The 17,053-nt window shown below is 40.2% G+C and carries 18 protein-coding genes; 9 read left to right on the top strand and 9 right to left on the bottom strand.

The genetic code is table 11. The annotated features are described in order from the left end of the window. Positions 1-157: 157 nt before the first annotated feature. Positions 158-1,291: a HupE/UreJ family protein gene (locus ACZ5B7_RS02520; protein WP_464492505.1), complete on the top strand. Its 1,134-nt coding sequence runs from the start codon at positions 158-160 to the stop codon at positions 1,289-1,291. Between the two features lie 58 nt (positions 1,292-1,349). Here ACZ5B7_RS02520 and ACZ5B7_RS02515 read toward each other — a convergent pair whose 3' ends face one another. Next, complete coding sequence (locus ACZ5B7_RS02515; RefSeq protein ID WP_464492504.1) at positions 1,350-3,548, bottom strand: AAA domain-containing protein; 2,199 nt, start codon at positions 3,546-3,548, stop codon at positions 1,350-1,352. 70 nt (positions 3,549-3,618) lie between these two features. Further along, positions 3,619-4,032 (bottom strand): hypothetical protein, encoded by a 414-nt coding sequence (locus ACZ5B7_RS02510; protein ID WP_464492503.1) that lies wholly within the window; start codon positions 4,030-4,032, stop codon positions 3,619-3,621. 236 nt (positions 4,033-4,268) lie between these two features. Here ACZ5B7_RS02510 and ACZ5B7_RS02505 point away from each other — a divergent pair, with 236 nt between their 5' ends. Together ACZ5B7_RS02505 and ACZ5B7_RS02500 are read left to right on the top strand one after the other, a co-directional pair. Next, on the top strand, positions 4,269-5,675 hold the full coding sequence (locus ACZ5B7_RS02505; protein ID WP_464492502.1) for a sensor histidine kinase: 1,407 nt from the start codon (positions 4,269-4,271) through the stop codon (positions 5,673-5,675). A 4-nt stretch (positions 5,676-5,679) separates the two neighbouring features. Continuing rightward, a complete protein-coding gene (locus tag ACZ5B7_RS02500; RefSeq protein WP_464492501.1) occupies positions 5,680-6,252 on the top strand; it encodes a response regulator transcription factor in 573 nt (190 codons plus the stop codon). A 38-nt stretch (positions 6,253-6,290) separates the two neighbouring features. On the opposite strand, the gene ACZ5B7_RS02495 is transcribed toward ACZ5B7_RS02500, so the two are convergent. The 3 genes from ACZ5B7_RS02495 to ACZ5B7_RS02485 form a co-directional block, all read right to left on the bottom strand. Then, entirely contained in the window at positions 6,291-6,872 is a 582-nt protein-coding gene (locus ACZ5B7_RS02495; protein WP_464492500.1) for a hypothetical protein, read from the bottom strand. 147 nt (positions 6,873-7,019) lie between these two features. Then, positions 7,020-7,391 carry a hypothetical protein gene (locus ACZ5B7_RS02490; RefSeq protein ID WP_464492499.1) on the bottom strand — a complete coding sequence of 124 codons (372 nt, stop codon included), beginning with the start codon at positions 7,389-7,391 and terminating at the stop codon, positions 7,020-7,022. Positions 7,392-7,415: 24 nt separating this feature from the next. Further along, the gene (locus tag ACZ5B7_RS02485) at positions 7,416-7,934 is read right to left on the bottom strand and encodes an acyl-CoA thioesterase (RefSeq protein ID WP_464492498.1); all 519 of its coding nucleotides are present in this window, start codon (positions 7,932-7,934) and stop codon (positions 7,416-7,418) included. 372 nt (positions 7,935-8,306) lie between these two features. On the opposite strand from ACZ5B7_RS02485, the gene yedE reads away from it, so the two are divergent. Beyond that, positions 8,307-9,536, top strand: a complete 1,230-nt coding sequence (gene yedE / locus ACZ5B7_RS02480) for a selenium metabolism membrane protein YedE/FdhT (protein ID WP_213147582.1) — start codon at positions 8,307-8,309, stop codon at positions 9,534-9,536. 69 nt (positions 9,537-9,605) lie between these two features. Further along, on the top strand, positions 9,606-9,782 hold the full coding sequence (locus tag ACZ5B7_RS02475) for a sulfurtransferase TusA family protein (RefSeq protein WP_284037878.1): 177 nt from the start codon (positions 9,606-9,608) through the stop codon (positions 9,780-9,782). A gap of 52 nt (positions 9,783-9,834) precedes the next feature. Here the strand turns inward: ACZ5B7_RS02475 and ACZ5B7_RS02470 are convergent, their stop codons facing one another. Continuing rightward, complete coding sequence (locus tag ACZ5B7_RS02470; RefSeq protein WP_464492497.1) at positions 9,835-10,311, bottom strand: peptidoglycan recognition protein family protein; 477 nt, start codon at positions 10,309-10,311, stop codon at positions 9,835-9,837. Positions 10,312-10,321: 10 nt separating this feature from the next. Next, positions 10,322-12,730, bottom strand: a complete 2,409-nt coding sequence (locus ACZ5B7_RS02465; protein ID WP_464492496.1) for a tetratricopeptide repeat protein — start codon at positions 12,728-12,730, stop codon at positions 10,322-10,324. Between the two features lie 215 nt (positions 12,731-12,945). On the opposite strand from ACZ5B7_RS02465, the gene ACZ5B7_RS02460 reads away from it, so the two are divergent. Further along, positions 12,946-13,362 (top strand): DUF1284 domain-containing protein, encoded by a 417-nt coding sequence (locus ACZ5B7_RS02460; RefSeq protein ID WP_464492495.1) that lies wholly within the window; start codon positions 12,946-12,948, stop codon positions 13,360-13,362. Between the two features lie 52 nt (positions 13,363-13,414). On the opposite strand, the gene ACZ5B7_RS02455 is transcribed toward ACZ5B7_RS02460, so the two are convergent. Next, positions 13,415-13,852 carry a protein-tyrosine phosphatase family protein gene (locus ACZ5B7_RS02455; RefSeq protein ID WP_378588259.1) on the bottom strand — a complete coding sequence of 146 codons (438 nt, stop codon included), beginning with the start codon at positions 13,850-13,852 and terminating at the stop codon, positions 13,415-13,417. A 245-nt stretch (positions 13,853-14,097) separates the two neighbouring features. Here ACZ5B7_RS02455 and ACZ5B7_RS02450 point away from each other — a divergent pair, with 245 nt between their 5' ends. Next, positions 14,098-15,537: a L,D-transpeptidase family protein gene (locus tag ACZ5B7_RS02450; RefSeq protein WP_464492494.1), complete on the top strand. Its 1,440-nt coding sequence runs from the start codon at positions 14,098-14,100 to the stop codon at positions 15,535-15,537. Between the two features lie 68 nt (positions 15,538-15,605). Here ACZ5B7_RS02450 and ACZ5B7_RS02445 read toward each other — a convergent pair whose 3' ends face one another. After that, positions 15,606-16,280 carry a uracil-DNA glycosylase gene (locus ACZ5B7_RS02445; protein WP_464492493.1) on the bottom strand — a complete coding sequence of 225 codons (675 nt, stop codon included), beginning with the start codon at positions 16,278-16,280 and terminating at the stop codon, positions 15,606-15,608. Positions 16,281-16,455: 175 nt separating this feature from the next. On the opposite strand from ACZ5B7_RS02445, the gene ACZ5B7_RS02440 reads away from it, so the two are divergent. After that, positions 16,456-16,776: a YbjQ family protein gene (locus ACZ5B7_RS02440; RefSeq protein ID WP_213147589.1), complete on the top strand. Its 321-nt coding sequence runs from the start codon at positions 16,456-16,458 to the stop codon at positions 16,774-16,776. Between the two features lie 3 nt (positions 16,777-16,779). After that, on the top strand, positions 16,780-17,004 hold the full coding sequence (locus ACZ5B7_RS02435) for a hypothetical protein (RefSeq protein ID WP_423800601.1): 225 nt from the start codon (positions 16,780-16,782) through the stop codon (positions 17,002-17,004). Positions 17,005-17,053: the final 49 nt, after the last annotated feature.

Here is a 17,053-nt window from a genome sequence, read left to right as displayed (position 1 = left end):
TAAATGTTTTTATATTTTTGTATTAATTTTGTAAATTTTAAAATAAATCAATTTCTTTACATTAAATTAATTTTCACTTAACAATATTTCATTAAAATAAGACTCGTTATGACAAAATCTAGCGAGATTAGATCCCAGTTAGACAAGGAGAATCTATATGATATACCGAAAAATTGCTATCAAACTATGTATTGTACTATTTGTGACAGCCGCGGTTTTTCAGTCTAAAGCAGTAGAGGCACATTCCGGGTCAGTTGGATACTCCGAGGTAAAGATGGAGGGCAATAAAGCTACCTATGATTTATATTTACTTGGGGATCTTCTAGGCGGACTATTAAATATAGATAAAAATCAAGATGGCTATATGAAAGAAAATGAGATTTCCCAATCCAAGCCGGACATTGAAAAATTTGTATTAAAAGACCTATCCGTCATCAATAATGGAATAAAAGGAGAAGGCATTATAAAAGATATTCAGTTAACGAAGCGGTGGAATTATTCCATGTTCCGCATTTCGTTGGAGTTTACTTTCCAGGAGCCTGTAGAAGAGTACGAGATCGATTACAATATTTTCTTTCATCAAATCGATAAAGACCACCAAAATTTCATGACCATTTCCAATGGCGGTAAGGTTATTGAACATATATTTACTCGAGACAATATTGTTTTTCAAGGAAAAACAAATTCCAATAGCGTACAAATACAATCGACCGATAATAAACCTTATGTTGAAAGCCGCAGCACCCATAATAATATTTTGGGGTTTAAGGATTATTTAGTGCTGGGAATGAAACACATCTGGTCTGGAATTGACCATTTGCTCTTCCTATTCGGTCTTCTTCTATTAAAGGGAAGCTACAAGGATTATCTAAAAATATTGACTGCCTTTACCGTCGGTCATAGTATAACCTTGGCCCTGGCAGCTGCAGAAGTTTTGATTATTCCCAGCAGCATTATCGAACCAATGATTGCTTTAAGCATCATTTATGTCGCGGTTGAAAATATTTGGGCAAAGTCTATTAAACGGCGCTGGCTTGTAACCCTATTCTTTGGGCTAATCCATGGATTTGGATTCGCGGATATCATTATAGGAAAGCTTGGATACGACATTTTCACCCCACTTTTATCTTTTAACCTAGGGGTTGAGGTTGGACAAGTGGTTGTATTGGTCATCTTATTTCCTCTGATTTGGTGCCTTCGAAAATTCCGGTACCAAACAAAAATTGTTCACAGTACCTCAGCCATGATTAGTCTCATCGGATTGTATTGGTTTATCGAACGATTGCTTTAGTTTCCAATAAACAGAGGACGGTTCTCATGTTTCAGAAGAATGAGAACCGTCCCCATAACTAAATCTGTTTTAACAAGTATTCGCAAATTTTGCTTGAGCTTAGTCTAGCCGCCACATATGGGGGCCGAATTTCTCTGGTTCCTTCGAGCGGGAGTCCGAGCCACAAAACCTTTTCGTCGAGCATGACAAACGGAAACGGAAAGTTCTCTTCCTGCTCTGAAATAACGGTTAATTTCACCCGTTCGCTCCTTTTCATTAGCTGCCCCTTCCATTCTTCCGTTAACTCGCTCCCCTTCGGCAAGGAGATGGTAAGCGATGCCTTTGCCGATTTCAGGTCCCGAAAAACAGCTTCCAATTTTAGTGCATGAATCCATCTTAATTTGGGGTGTTGGCTGCGAATCCATGAACCAATTTCCTTCGTCGTGACCGTTTGATTGCGCCTGACCTGATAGTCAACGAGCTGCCTTAGCGTTTTTCCTGAGTAAACATGTTTTTGGATAAAATCTCGATTACTGACGTGAAGAAATTTCCCCTTCGTTCTCGTAATCGCGACATTAATGAGACGTTCACTGTCTTTGCCGGTTAAGAGCATTCCAGCCCGGTCCTGCGGGGCACTGTCGACTGTATCAAAGATCATCACATCCCGTTCACTGCCCTGGAATCGGTGGACAGTGGCCGCAATAATATCCGCTTGGCCGAGCTCATTCGTGTATATCTCTTCAAGCAGCAATTCCATTAGATTCGCTTGCGCCCGGTATGGTGTCACATACCCAATCGATTTAGCCCCGTCAAGGTAAGCTTCATGAATCAATTGAAAAGACAATAGCAGCTGCCAGAGGTTAAATCTTGAATTAGTAGCTTTATCACTCATACAATGTAAGCCCGTGAAGCTTGTATCCAAAAGCACAGCAGCCTGCTCCTTAAAGGGGGCAAGGCTTGTGATTCTGTTCCTGCTTTTATAGACGCTCTCATGATCTCCAACCAGTGAATGATAGATATACTTGTTGGTAAAAGCAGAAATATCGGGGTGCATCCTCCGCTGTTCTTTTAATAAAAAAACTTGCGGGTGAAGCTTCCCTTCTTTCAGGGATTCTACAACCCCAGCATGATGGAACACATCCTCTTTCAGCCATTTGGCCACAAGCGGATCCCGGCTTGAAGCAATCGGAGGCAATTGTTTGAAGTCCCCGCAAATAATCACCCGATGACCCAGTGCAGCCGCAAAAGCAGCCTGCGGCACATAGGCCATACTGGCTTCATCGAGGACGACGACGTCATACTCTTGCTCATAAACGGTGCTATCACTGGCTGCCTTTGCCAGCGTCGTGCCGATAATGAACGCCTCTTTTACTAATTGGACTTCTTTCTTCCGGACTTTTTCAAGAAGTCTCGCAATTTGTGTTTCAAGCTCCAGCAGCTGTTCCGAATCTCGTTTGCTAAAAGAATGAGCCAAATCCTGCTTTAAGTTACGTCTTTCTTCTATTAGTCTCTCTCGATCCTGGGCTAGGAGCGGGTCCTGCTTTTCAATGAGCAGACCCGTGGTAATTTCGTGATGGGCCGACAGCGTATCACCACCACCACCATAGCGAAGCACATCCCCTTCCCGGAATCGTTTTTTCCGTTTAATAAAATCAGTTAGTTCACTCATCAATACATCAACCGCTTGATTGCTGTGCGACAGAATCAACACTTTTTTCTGCTGAAAATATTTGTTGGCCGCCGTTCTGGCCAAGGTGTAGGTTTTTCCGGTACCCGGCGGACCCCAGACGAACGTGACAGGGTTGTATTTAGACCGCAAAACCAATTCGTGGACATTGCTCTTAATTTTTTCTGCCGGATGCTTGGTTTCCATCGAAGGATTCAGCAATCTTTTCACTCTCAGCCGCTTTTGCTTGTTTTTTTTGATTTCATCCAAGCGCTCAATTAATTGCTCCAGCAGCTCCCAGGGATCGTGCAGCAAAAACGCATCGGAGATGAGGTCACCGAAGCTTTGCTCTAGTGCCAGGATGACTCCCCTGCCCTCGGAGGAAAGTACTTTACCGTTGCTTTTCATCGCACCCCATTCCAACTTTATCGCCGATCCAACGGGTATCCTTAATGTGATGGCTGTATCAAAGTAATAGCTGTAGGCGTCATCGTTTGATAACATCCTGCCATTCGTCACAATATATCGGCTTCCACCGAACTTTTTCAAGTGATTAATTTCATTTTGAAGGGCTTGCTGCCACTCCTTGAGATAGATTTTGGTTGTTGTCATTTGGATCTCCTTTTGATGCATGGGGACGGTTCTTCTGCATCAAATGAGGCAGAAGAACCGTCCCCATGCATCATTCTCCTTCCTCCTCCTCCTGCTCATCTGCCTCTTGTAATTTTTGAATTTCATCCGTAAGCTGCTCAAACGCCTGTAGTCGAAATTTTGCACTGGCAATTAGGTCATCGATGATTTGCAGAAACGTCTCATATTCAATTCGGTTTTCACTGCATTCTTGAATCATTTTTAATAAATCCACTTCATACAATTGATATCTTTCATTGAAAGTTTTTTCATTCATTGTTAAAAAATACTCTTCATCCACTACGAATTCATTAAATATCTTTTTGGTCAATCGTTTCTTTGTGACCGTTATTTCTTCCTGATCCTGCTCACTGTCATAATGCTGCGCATCTTCATATTCCGAGCAAAGCGTCGCATATATCTTTTCCAGCAGCTCAGTCGGCTCTAAATATCTCAAATTCGGCATCTCAAAAACCTCCCATAACTAATTATTTCCAAATATCTCTTGTGAAACACAGAGATGAGACATGGGGACGGTTCTCGTGCATCAAACTGGTGAAAAAATGGCGGTTCTTCTGCTTTCGAAGCAGACGAACCGTCCCCATGCCTCAATGCAAAAAATGCTGAAAAGTCATGATATGTGTTTCTAATTAGTCATGATATGATAAATACTGGAAATTCCTTTTTTTGGAGGGTTGAGCATTGTTTCCCATTTTGTGGCCGATTTCTATCATTCTCTATTTCATTAATCGAGAAAATTCCTATGTAAAATGGATTTGTTTGCTTCTGTTTATTGGTGGCGGGGGCAGTTACTTTGCGCTTATGCATAACTTCATCCAACCCCATCTTCAATCAAAAGGTTTGTTGTCACTACAAGAGGAGACAATCCTTTCCGTATCCGTCACAATCTTTATGGCCATGTTTTATTTCCTGCTGCCATATGTTTTTCTGATGAGCTCCATGGCCTTAGCGAAAATACAATTCCCTTTTTCAAAATGGCTTTTGCTTCTTCCTTCAGTCATCTTTTTCCTACTGGATTTGGAAACCATCATGACGGGAATCACCCTTAACAGATTACACATTTGGGCAGGTCTTTATATTTTTTCAGGCTGTTTTTTTTACTTATATTCCATCTTCAATGCTGAAAATCAGGAACAAAGGCTTAATACGATTAGGCTCGGTATCCTTTTCATTCCGATTTTATCTGTCATTTTGTTAAAGGACTTCCTTTTCATTGATCAAGTGACGCTTTCCGAACAAGATATTATTTTTAAAAGGAATATAGAGTGGACCATCAATAGTAATTTTATAGATTTATGGTTAATTATTCTTTTACTGTTCTATAGTATTCGTTACGGAATCCTAGGGATTAAACTAAGATTGGAAAAGCATAGATTTAATGCCGCGATGTCAACAATCTCCTCTGGCACCACCATTATTAATCATGCTATTAAAAATGAAATTCAAAAAATGGATTATATGTTAGAAAGAACAAGGTCACACATCATGGAAGAAAACAAGGATGACGCCATCCACTCCGTTGAAAAGATCGGCTTTGTTACCGGCCATCTTCAGCAAATGGTTGACAGGATTAAGGAGAAATCGCAAGATATCATCCTTACCGAAAAACCAGTTAATCTTATCGAATTATTAGATACGGTACTGGTTGGTTTTCAACCGCTTCTGGATCAAAAAAATATTGCCTTACTGAAAGATTATGATTTTGCCGGGTCATTACGATGTGATGCTCACCATATATATGAAGTTTTTTCTAACCTATGTACCAATGCCGTTGAATCCATACAAACAGAATCAGGAATATTGACGGTCAAGGTAAGACGGCTAAAAAGACATATTGCCGTGGAAGTCAGTGATACTGGCTGTGGAATGGACAAAAATTCATTCACAAAAATATTTGAACCATTTTTCACGACTAAAAAGAACACCAGAAATTACGGTCTTGGATTGTCTTATTGCTTCCATGTCATGGCCAAGCATCAAGGACAAATAAAAGTTCTCGATAGCAAGAAGGGCATTGGAACGACCATGGCCATACTTTTGCCAAAAAGAAGAGTTGTAGAGGTTAACCAAGGGATAAAACGGGGGTGAACTAATGGAAAAAATCAAAGTCCTACTAGTGGAAGATGATGAGGATTGGAAAAATAACATTAGTGAAGACCTCGCCAAAGAAGACGACATTACACTAGCAGGTGTCGTTTCCACAAAAGAGGATGCGTTATCAGCACTCCAATCCATTGAGGTTGATATTATTTTAATGGATATTAATTTAACAGCCAATAATTTGGACGGCATTGAAATCGCTCGTGAGTTGAAAAGAAATGGGATCAGCACGAGCAAAATCATCATGCTGACTTCGTTACATCAAAAAGAAATTGTCATGCAGTCATTTAAACAAGGGGCAGTGAACTTTATAACAAAATCAAGCTATCGAGATATCATTAGAGCTATTCGAGAAGCCTATTATAATCGCTCCGCTATCCACCCTGATGCTGCGGAAATTATGCGCACTGAAATTATCTTATCCGATTTAACCCCGATGGAACGGGAAATTTATGACCTTAAGCAACAAGGTTATAATAAAACCCAAATTTCGGAGCTGCTCTATAAATCTGTCAACACGATTAAAAGTCAACTCCGCAGTATCCGGGATAAATTAAGGGGCTAAAGTAGAATAAAGGAACTCACGGAGAGCTCCTCTTTGATTTAACCTTGAAGGGACAATTCTGGATTTTTATTCTTTCCTGAAACGATCGGATAGGCTAAGGAGATCATGATAAAAGAGAACAGCAAAGGAGAGATAAATACACCAAATGGGACCAGGAAACCAAACGGACTAAACATTAGCAAGAACCCTATTTTCCGCTGAGCCATTTTGGAGATGGCAATCGCTATTCCAAAAAGAAAGATGCTCAACGGGAACAAGATCATGGAAAAATTAATAATTTCCGCCAGCGGAGACGGTACAGCACCATTTGCTAAGACTTGTGGTGCATATTCAAGTAAAATCGGTTTAAAAAATCCACTTGCCGCCTTCATAAAGATATGAAAAACAAAGCCAGGTATCAAAAGGATTCCGCTTACTAAACCAAATTTCCCTAACTTTTCTGCGTTGGCGAAATAAATACCAATCATCCCCATCAACAATAAAGTATGGGCCGTTATGTCTACGGTCGTGAGAAACAATGTTTCCTGCCATAATCCATACCATAGGGGAACTGTGGCAAAAAGCGCCGCCCCACAAATCCCTAAAAATGCAAAAGCTGAAATTCCTTTTTGTCCATTCATCTTATTTCCTCCTAAAAGTTATTTACAACTTGATTATAGGAGCCATTCAACAGTCTGAGGAGGATGAACTTTTTTCACCCCCTTCTGATGCAAAGGGACGGATCTTCTGCCTCAAGAAGCAGAAAATCCGTCCCTTTGCATTAAATATTAATGGATTATAGTGGTACCTATTAATGCTGTTGGGTTTTCCCCTAATGCCAACTTACTAATGTTTGCATAGCTAAGTTGCTTGTATGAATTTAACAATTGTTTTAATTCAGGAAATCTTTCGTCGTCTTTTAATTTTTCGATTTCCTTATGATAGATGGACAATACATAATCATCCTGGAACTGCGGTTCAAATTCACTTGGTTCCTCATCCATTAAAAGCGCGCCCATATATTGATAGCCATACTGCAATTGCCTAGTCAGCTGAATGATATTAATAAACTTTTCATAAATCGATGGTTTTGTTGTATGTAGGTTTGCTATGGCCATTTGTGCATCTTTTAATTCATCGTAATCTGATGATACTAACACAAAATAAGCCCCCTTTAGTTTAATTTAGTAATCCCACGGTTTGTCGATGGTTAGTCTCGATACAAGTTCCTTATTTTGTTCTCTCTTTAATTTGCGGATTTTTTCACGTTCTTTTCCCGTTTCAAATAAATATTTTTCTTCCTCTGTTTCTGGAATAACCCCAGGCACCTCCACCGGTCTTTTGTTTTCATCTAAAGGAACAAAAGTAAAGAATGCATTTGATGCGATTCGACGCTCTCCTGTTTCAAGATCTTCCGCAATCACTTTACAAAAAATCTCCATTGATTTTCTTCCTGTATAGGTGACAAATGATTCAATACAAACCGAATCACTTACTCGAATTGGCTCAAGAAAATTAACAGAGTCGGTCGATGCCGTTACACATTGCTTAATTCGCGTGTGGCTGCGGGCTGAAAGGGTCGCACAAGCATCCATCTTCTTCATTAAAACTCCGCCAAATAATGTATCATAATTGTTTAAATCATTAATTAGTACCTGATCCGTATGAATAATACGTGTTTCACTAACTTTCCTTGCTTCCACTTAAGCATCACCTTTATAAAAAATATAATTACGTTACATCCCGCTCATCTGGATAATTTTTAAACTAGGGCATTTATAATATGTCCATATTAAAATTTATCATGTAAATCAACTCTAAAGCATGAAAAATTCCCCTTTGAATCTAGCTGTCGTATGTTCGATTTTTTTCAATGAATTCTCCAAGTCAAAAATTTTCCAAATCGACTATAACGATGGACTTCAATCGTATTCATCTATATATCGAATTGCAAAATCACCAAAAAACAGTAACATTAGTTGTATACGTCCTTTAAAAATGCCTGGAAAATTCCTTGGCATTTTTGTTTTGTGTAAGTATTTTTAAAAAAATAATGATAGGGGTGTTGCAGCTTTATGAAGCTTTATGGAAAAATCTTCAAAGAATATTGGAATCCCTATGTAGCTATTAGTATTGCAGGATTAGTAAGTGCATTGTACTTTGGCATTACCGGAACTGTTTGGGCCGTGACTGGGGAATTCACAAGATTGGGCGGACATATATTAGGATGGTTCGGTGTCGATGTTTCGGATTGGGCCTATTTTCAACTGGTCGGCCTTCAAGGGACTCCCGTCAGCCGGACAGATGGCTGGATTGTCATCGGAATGCTGGCTGGCGCACTCATTACAATTCTCCTAAGCAACAGTTTCAAAATCCGTGTTCCGAAACAAAAAAGGCGGCTGGTACAAGGATTTATTGGCGGAATTATAGCAGGATTTGGCGCCCGTCTCGCTCTTGGCTGTAACTTGGCCGCCTTTTTCACAGGCGTCCCTCAGTTTTCGTTCCATTCGTGGATTTTTATGGCCGCCACTGCAATCGGGACCTTTTTTGGCGTTAAGGTTGTGAACACAAAATGGTGGCGAGGCAAGCCAACACTAATGAAAGGGACGATGAACCCAGTTGTTACCGAGCATGTCCAAAAAAGAAACATTCAGCCTATCTTGGGTGTAGTCTTTGCCTGTCTTTATATCGGTGTCATCCTTTACTTTTTCGCAGCAGGCAAAACTCTTTTGGCGGTTGCATGTATAGCTGGGGCCTTGTTTGGCATTCTCATTGAACGCGGACAAATTTGTTTCACTTCCGCTTTCCGCGATTTATGGATTAGCGGCCGTGCCGTTATGTCAAAAGCCATTGCCGTCGGGATGATGATTAGTGTCGTGATAACATTCATCTATATTCAAAACGGCTCTGTTGCTCTCATCAAAATTGCTGCTCCTAGTACAGTAATTGGCGGGCTGTTATTTGGATTTGGTATTGTTCTTGCCGGAGGCTGTGAAACCGGCATGATGTACCGGGCAATGGAAGGTCAATTGTTATTCTGGGTTGTCGGTGCAGGAAATATCGTCGGAGCTACTTTCTTGGCATACGGCTGGGACCATCTTGGGATTTTTCATGCCCTTGGAGAAAATTGGCCGAAGGTAAACTTAATTGAACAATGGGGACCTACAGGAGCCCTGGTTGGTACAATGGCTATGCTGCTTGTTTGGTTTTTACTTTCAAACTGGTGGGAAAAGCGGTTCCGTTATGGGACTGGAATCAAACACGAAAAGAAAGAACGGATTTCTCACGTTACAAAGGAGGCATAATTCATGTCACAGGTGATGGATGTTAACTACACTTTAGACATTCGCGGCGAGCCATGACCATACCCTGTCATTTATGCGCTGGATGCGCTAAAGTCTATGAAAATCGGGGAAGTATTACAGGTCATCGCGGACTGCCCGCAATCATTCCGCAGTGTGCCGGAGGAAGCCGTCAAACACGGCTATAAACTTCTAGCCGAACCGAAAAAGGTTGGGCAGGATATTTATTTTTATATTAAAGTGGTGTGAAACAAAGGGACGGTTCTTCTGCTTCGTGAAGCAGAAGAACCGTCCCTTTGCATCATTTTTGACTGATGAAATCACGGAATTGATCCATATCGAAGTTTTTCCCGGGGCAGGTCTTGGTTGTCCCAGGTAACTCGCGATGTCCTAAAACATCGGATACAGGGATCTTGAACTCGTTCATTAAATAGTGGCAAAGTTTTTTCGCTGACGACAATTGCTCTTTTGTCGGATGGTCGACATCAAAATCTCCAGTAAGACAAATACCGAGTGATACTTCATTATAATGATAAGCGTGGGCGCCTACATGGTAGCCTCTCCCCTTCAGAATATCTCCGTTTGCTTCTATAAAAAAGTTATAGCCAATTCCACTCCATTTCCGTACCGCTTGGTGAAAGTGGTGGGTCTTATAAATATCCCAGCCCTGTTCCTGCGCATGGTGAATAATAATGTATTTTATCTGACTAGGAATTTTTTTTAACGGTTCGGAAAATTGTAAATGAACATCCCTGACAAAGTTAGGTTCTTTTAACATGAAATCTCTCCTAAAAATCAAGAAACACCCCATCTGGGATAATGTCTTGATGATCGATTTGTTCACGGACCTTTACTGATTGGAGATAACGAAAATGCTTGTCTCCATAAATCTCTTTCTTTATTTCCAGACATTTTTCCATATATCCGGATACGGCTGCCTGCTTACTTAATAAAAAGGATAACACGGCAAGATTGTGATAGACCTTTGCTGCTTCCGCTGAGGAGTCCCCCAAATTTCCAACTACGATTTGCAAAGCCTTTAGATAAAGATTTAGCGATTTCCGATACTTTCCTTGCCGTATATATACGTTCCCTAAATGATTTAGAGCCTGGCTAAAGTTAATATGGGTCATACCAAAGACTTTTTTACCAAACTTAATCACCGCAAGACCCATCTTTGCCGCATCCTCGTATTCCTTTTTATGGTGATAAAAATAGACAAGACTGATATATGCTGCGGCAATTTTTCTCTCATCAAAATTCTCCGGTCTTTTTCGGATTTCGATTGATTTTAAATAGAGCGGCTCCGCTTCCTCCAGCCTGCCCATATCTTGATAAAGTGTCGCAAGGTTGTTGGCAGATAAGGCAACGCCAAGGTGATTTGCACCCAAGACCTGCTCCCTAATCCTTAATGACTCTAAATATAAAGGCTCCGCTTCCTCAAATTTTCCCTGATTATGAAAGATGGTAGCCAAGCCATAATAGGTTTTTGCTGTAAAGCTATTATTTGGCCCGTATACCTTCTCAGCAAGATCCACTGCTTTTCTAAACTGCTTTTCCGCTTCTTGATATTTTGTTTGTTTAAAATAAATAAAAGCCAAGTCATAAACAATGATTGCCAATAACTGACCTGCCTTGTCTGTTGGTATCGGGTCAAGATAGTTGATTAGCTGCTGATGCAGAGGAATGGGAACCTCCCACTTACCGTAATTAAAAAATCTGGAGTCCTCCGCTCTGAACCATTCTACAAACTCCTCTAACGGCATTAAATTCTTCACCGCCAAACTAAACCCATGAAAAAATGATTCATCCAGCCAAAAAGAGGGCTTTTCTACTGTTGAATTGAATTCATATTGACTTAGCTGTGATGAAAAGTATCGGAATAAAAACTGGTTTCCTTCCATAAATTTATGAATTCCAATATGGTCGCGCAAGCTTTCACGCATCAAAGAATGCATTTCCCATCTTCCATCAGCACCCATTTTTATAAAAGAAAATTGAATAAGGTCATCAAAATCATCCGCATAAAAGCCAATATCAAATTGTTTCACAAGGAGTGTAAATAACTCGCGATCCCAGGAACGGGTGAGAGCCAACAACTCTAACGCTCTTCGTTCCCCCTTTGTCAGGTATTTCATGAACCGAGTGAACAACTTTTCTACATTTTTCTCAAATTGGAAATCTTCCTTTACGGGTTCCCGTTCTTTTAAAATTCTTTTAAATAAATCGACGGAAAGTTCAATCGAATACGGGAGCCCTTTAGAGTAGCCCAATATCGTAGAGATGATTTCTTCTTGATAAATGCCGTGACGGCGTAAAATCTCCGCCCCAACTTCTTCTCCTAATGAGGTGAGCTGCGTCTGAACGATGACATCATTCCAATCTTTATCTTTCTCGGCCCATCGTAACCGTTCCCGTCCAAAAATCACCCATGTTATGCCTGGGGTGACTTGAATCCACTCGCGAATCCATTCATCTACGTAAAACTCGTCCCCTTTTAAACGCTGGTCTTCCCATAAAGCTTCATATGTATCTATAAAAATATAAACTTTAGCGGCATTTTTTTGGATATAATCCATCAAATCCTCACTGAAAATTTGCGGCAGCAATAAGAGGAGTTCAGATGCATCTTTATCAGACAACAAAGATAAATAGCTCATTTTCCTTTCATTTAAATACCTTGTTACTAATTTATGGCCTTTATGATATAAGTTATATATTTTAGGAACAAGACTAATGCCCGGAATTTCCTTTACTGTATTGATGACATCTAAAAGGAAGTCACTTTCATCTAATAGCGGGGCGGATGAGTCGTTTAAAGCGAGATTTGGGTAAGCTTTATTCATGTACAAGGAATAGGCAATATCAAAGAAGGCGAAATTTATTTTGTACTTTTTCCCTAAAGATTTTCTTAAATGAATAAGAGCATTATCAATTTTTTGATGCTCCTTTGTTTCAAAATTTAGAATGCCAACAGTATCCAAGTTCTGTTGGATTCTTTTGACCATCTCCTTCCTGAGAGCTGTTTTCCCAATGCCTCCTACCCCATAAAAGGAGCGAACCTTATATGTTTCCAAGGAAAGCGGAGCCTGGCTATCCTCCCTAAAAAAATCCAATAAAATTTCTTCACGCCCAACGAAAATATCACTAGACTGCTGACTTAATTTCTCCTCTAAACTCGGTCTCTTAAATCCCATTCAACCACCCTATATATTAAAAAGTATATGATATTTATTATAACAGGATATGATGCATGGGGACGGTTCTCGTGCATCACAAGCAATATAAAAAAGGAGACGGTTCTTCTGCTTTTGAAGCAGAAGAACCGTCCCTTTGCATCATTAAACGTGTTATAATATGTTAACTAGATTTCATTTCAGGTTTACCTTTAACGTTAAATGGGGGGAGAATTATGTATAGGCTGCGAGGTCATCATCTTTTTTGCCTTCTCGGCTATCGGGGAATGGGCTATTCCGAAGAATACGTGAAAAATATGACACGTTTGCATGAAAACTTGCGAAAAAACCCCACAACTTTAATTCATCTTGTAGATGGACCTGATCAGTTGTGCGAAAAATACCCTAACTCTGGGCAATACCACTGCGAAGACAATCATATTTATGAAAGAGACGCTGCTATTTTAGAGAAAATGGGGCTTAAAATCGGACAAATTCTGAGTTGGGAAGAGATCGAATCACACATCCGAAAATTTGTCGTCCCCGCCGATATTCAAACTATCTGCGAAACATGCTCCTGGCGTTCCTACGGAGTTTGTGAGGAAGGGATTCAAGAAATTCACGACGGGAAGGGCTTAAGAGAAGTTAAATGAAACATGGGGACGGTTCTTCTGCCTAAAGAGGCAGAAGAACCGTCCCCATGTTTCATTTTATGCCCAGAAATTTTTCGTATTTTGATAATACTTCCATATAAATGGGCGGCGGTGCGACATCTGGTTTCTTTCTCCTGACTTTCCGCAGTGCCTGTTCTCGATCTAACCGATATCGGTACATATAAAAAGCAGTTAGAATAAATCCAGTTCTGTGTATGCCAAACCTGCAATGGATTAGAACTCGATGCCCCCGGTCCACCAGCTTGTTTATTTGCTTCATCAAATTATCTAACCATTCCACGCTTGGTTTAACCCAGAGAAAGATGGGTGACCAAATCATAACTCTCCTTGAAAAATCAAATTCAGGCTGATCAGGGGTTATGCGGAGGTTTACGATTGCCGATATTTTTCTTTTAACAAAGTTCCAGTCATCGGAAGAAATACTCCCCCCTGCGTACAATCTTCCTGGGATCATTTCAATATGGTTCAATTTGGTTACTCCTCCGTACTTGATTAATTTACATTATGAAAAAAGAAGGTTAAAGTTCCCCATCATTCCGATCCCAGAATTTTTTACGTGCAAACAAAATACGACAATGTTTGACGATTACATTTAGTAGAATAGTAGTTACAATTTAATGATTTTGTTAAAAAATAGTAAAACTTGAAACATAACTAATATATTTAACGTCATAAGATGTATAGCTGAAATTACCTAAAGTGGGGAGTGTCTTTATGGAAAGTATGGTAAATATTAATGAAATTAATCAACAACGCGCCAATCCATCAAAGTGGTTTGCAAACTGGAAGTTTATCACTGGATGTATCATTATTGTTTTTGCAGTTATTGCAGCAGGCAGCTATTATCAGGCAACCCACTTTAATTCAAATATAAAGATTAATGGCATAAAAGTCAGTGGAATGAGTGCTGAGCAAGCACTTGATAAGTTAAAAACAACCGAATTAAAAAACGTGGTCTATATCGGTGATCAGCAAATTATAGATGGCGAAGATACGAAGATGGCATTTACGGACAAAGATTTGGCCGATGTAGAAAAATTATTAAGAAGCCAGTGGACGTTTTTTCCGTCTTCAAAAGCAAAAGATTATTCATTAATGCCTGTAAATCAGGACCAATACCGAAATCAGACGTTGAAAAAACAGTTGGAAGAAAAGCTGCTATCCATGAATCCGACTTTAAACGCACCAAAAGATGCAACGGTTCATTTAGAACAAGGGAAGATTGTTGTCACTAACAGCGTTGGCGGTGAACAGTTAGATGTCGCCGGTCTTCTAAAGGACTTCGATAAGCAGGAATACATTAGTGAAATCCATCTTAATCCTACATATATACAGCCCATTAAAGAAGACAGCGAGATTATAAAAAATCAACAGAAAAAGCTGGAGGCATTCCTTGCGCAATCCGTTGAATATAAGGTTCAGGATAAAGTCTTTTCGTTAAACGCCAGCGAATTAATTAAAAATGCGTCCATTTCAAAAGATTTGCAGATTAAGATTGATGATGCAAGTGATATAAAGAATAAGATCGCTGAAATTAATAATTCACAATCCACATTAAATAAAGATTTCTCATTCAAGACTCATTCAGGTTCAGTGATATCGGTAAAAGGCAAAGGCTATGGCTGGGCCATAAACGTTGATAAAGAAATACCGCGGATTCTGGCCGCTTTTGAAAATGGGGAGAAATCCGTTGCCGCTTCCAATATTTACGGTAAGGGCTGGAAAGGTGAAGGCTACGGATATGATACGATTACGAACAATGGCATTGGCGATACGTATGCCGAAGTCTCCATTGCTGAGCAGCGGATTTGGATATACAAAAATGGACAATTAGTCGTCACGACGAATGTCGTAACAGGCACACAGAACACCGGTCATGGTACATCACCAGGAGTGTGGTATATCCTCTATAAGCAAACGCATGCCACCCTAACAGGTAGAGAAAACGGAAAAATCACTTATCAGACTCCTGTTGATTATTGGGCACCTTTTACAAATGATGGCCAGGGGTTCCACGATGCCAGCTGGCGATCAAATTGGGGAAGTAAAGCCTATCTTGCGGCAGGATCACACGGCTGTGTCAATACACCGCCAAGCGTGATGAAAACCGTATACAATAACCTCAGTGCCTATCAGCCAGTTATCGTTTATTAAAGATGAGACAAAGGGACGGTTCTTCTGCTTGATTTTTTAAAGCAGAAGAACCGTCCCTTTGCATCATTCTATAGATTAGGTATCTGCCAATCAATCTCCTCCATTCCCAGTTCACGCAAAATTGCATTCGCACGGGAAAAGGGCTTGCTGCCAAAGAAGCCCCTGTTGGCGGAAAATGGGCTTGGGTGCGGCGACTTTATAATGAAATGCCGTGATGAGGTTATCAGCTGTTGTTTTTGTTGGGCAAAATTCCCCCAAAGGATAAACACTACCGGTGTCTCCCTATGATTTAATGTTTCTATAACTTTGTCCGTGAACATCTCCCAGCCAAGGCCTTTATGCGAGTTTGGGGTTCCCGCTTGGACGGTTAAGACCGCATTCAGCATTAATACGCCCTGTTTAGCCCACTTCTCCAAGAAACCATTATTGGGAATATAGCACCCCAAATCAGACTGCAGTTCCTTATAAATATTTTGCAAAGACGGCGGAACTCCTACCCCCGGTTTAACTGAAAAACTTAAACCATGGGCCTGACCGGGACCATGATATGGGTCTTGGCCTATAATCACTACTTTCGTATCATGATAAGGGGTAAAATGCAGCGCATTATAAATATCATATTTATCGGGATAAATCTCTCTTGTTTGATACTCTGCGGCCAATACTTTCCGCAAACGTTGATAATATGGTTTCTCAAACTCCCCTTCTAGCAAATGCTCCCAGTCGTTTTTTAAAATAGACATGTTCGTTACTCACTCTTTCTAAAGTTGTTAAACACCTTTAATTATAGGAGTGATTATTTGGGGTTTCAATGAAAAGAAGAACCGGCCCCTTGCACACTAAAAAGTAATGGTATTTATATCCAACGGCAAGTAAAATAGACATGTAGGTATTATTTTTGTTAAGGGGCGGATCGGTATGATTATCGTAACAACTGAGAATATTGCGAATCATAAAGTGACAGAAGTGTTAGGTCCTGTATTTGGATTAACTGTCAGGGCAAGAGGAATTGGCAAGGATATTATGGCTTCCTTAAAGGGGCTTGTTGGCGGCGAAATCAATCAGTATACAGAAATGCTTGAAGATGCCAGGAAACAAGCGATTGACCGGATGGTGAAAAATGCTGCCGCAATGGGGGCAAACGCGATCGTTATGATGCGCTTTGACTCAGGAGAAATCGGCCAGAATATGAGTGAAATTGTTGCTTACGGAACAGCTGTTGTTGCGGAAAAGGAATAAACAATGAAGTGGATTTTGGGATTTTACGGCATCCAATTCTTCATCCTGATTATTCTAATCATCCTCTCCTGGCTCATTTGGGACCGCCGCTTCAAGAATAAACATGGACAGCAAGTACCTAAAGGCTTCATCCGAACAAATGAGGTATCCATTGATCCAACCACAAATAAAAAATTAGTCGTTTACTTCAATCCGGAAACCGGAGAGCGCTTCTATAAAGAAGATTAAAACACGGGGACAGTTCTTTTGCTTCATTTTTTGAAGCAGAAGAACCGTC

It is taken from the genome of Neobacillus sp. S1115 (assembly GCF_055385565.1).
Note: the sequence above shows the minus strand (reverse complement) of the source record. Positions and strands in the feature narration are given on the sequence as shown.

Excerpts from the sequence above, each read along its gene's own strand:
- ACZ5B7_RS02520 (WP_464492505.1), top strand. The coding sequence starts at position 158 with ATGATATACCGAAAAATTGCTATCAAACTATGTATTGTACTATTTGTG.
- ACZ5B7_RS02515 (WP_464492504.1), bottom strand. The coding sequence starts at position 3,548 with ATGACAACAACCAAAATCTATCTCAAGGAGTGGCAGCAAGCCCTTCAA.
- ACZ5B7_RS02510 (WP_464492503.1), bottom strand. The coding sequence starts at position 4,032 with ATGCCGAATTTGAGATATTTAGAGCCGACTGAGCTGCTGGAAAAGATA.
- ACZ5B7_RS02500 (WP_464492501.1), top strand. The coding sequence starts at position 5,680 with ATGGAAAAAATCAAAGTCCTACTAGTGGAAGATGATGAGGATTGGAAA.
- ACZ5B7_RS02495 (WP_464492500.1), bottom strand. The coding sequence starts at position 6,872 with ATGAATGGACAAAAAGGAATTTCAGCTTTTGCATTTTTAGGGATTTGT.
- yedE (WP_213147582.1), top strand. The coding sequence starts at position 8,307 with ATGAAGCTTTATGGAAAAATCTTCAAAGAATATTGGAATCCCTATGTA.
- ACZ5B7_RS02470 (WP_464492497.1), bottom strand. The coding sequence starts at position 10,311 with ATGTTAAAAGAACCTAACTTTGTCAGGGATGTTCATTTACAATTTTCC.
- ACZ5B7_RS02465 (WP_464492496.1), bottom strand. The coding sequence starts at position 12,730 with ATGGGATTTAAGAGACCGAGTTTAGAGGAGAAATTAAGTCAGCAGTCT.
- ACZ5B7_RS02460 (WP_464492495.1), top strand. The coding sequence starts at position 12,946 with ATGTATAGGCTGCGAGGTCATCATCTTTTTTGCCTTCTCGGCTATCGG.
- ACZ5B7_RS02450 (WP_464492494.1), top strand. The coding sequence starts at position 14,098 with ATGGAAAGTATGGTAAATATTAATGAAATTAATCAACAACGCGCCAAT.
- ACZ5B7_RS02445 (WP_464492493.1), bottom strand. The coding sequence starts at position 16,280 with ATGTCTATTTTAAAAAACGACTGGGAGCATTTGCTAGAAGGGGAGTTT.
- ACZ5B7_RS02440 (WP_213147589.1), top strand. The coding sequence starts at position 16,456 with ATGATTATCGTAACAACTGAGAATATTGCGAATCATAAAGTGACAGAA.
- ACZ5B7_RS02435 (WP_423800601.1), top strand. The coding sequence starts at position 16,780 with ATGAAGTGGATTTTGGGATTTTACGGCATCCAATTCTTCATCCTGATT.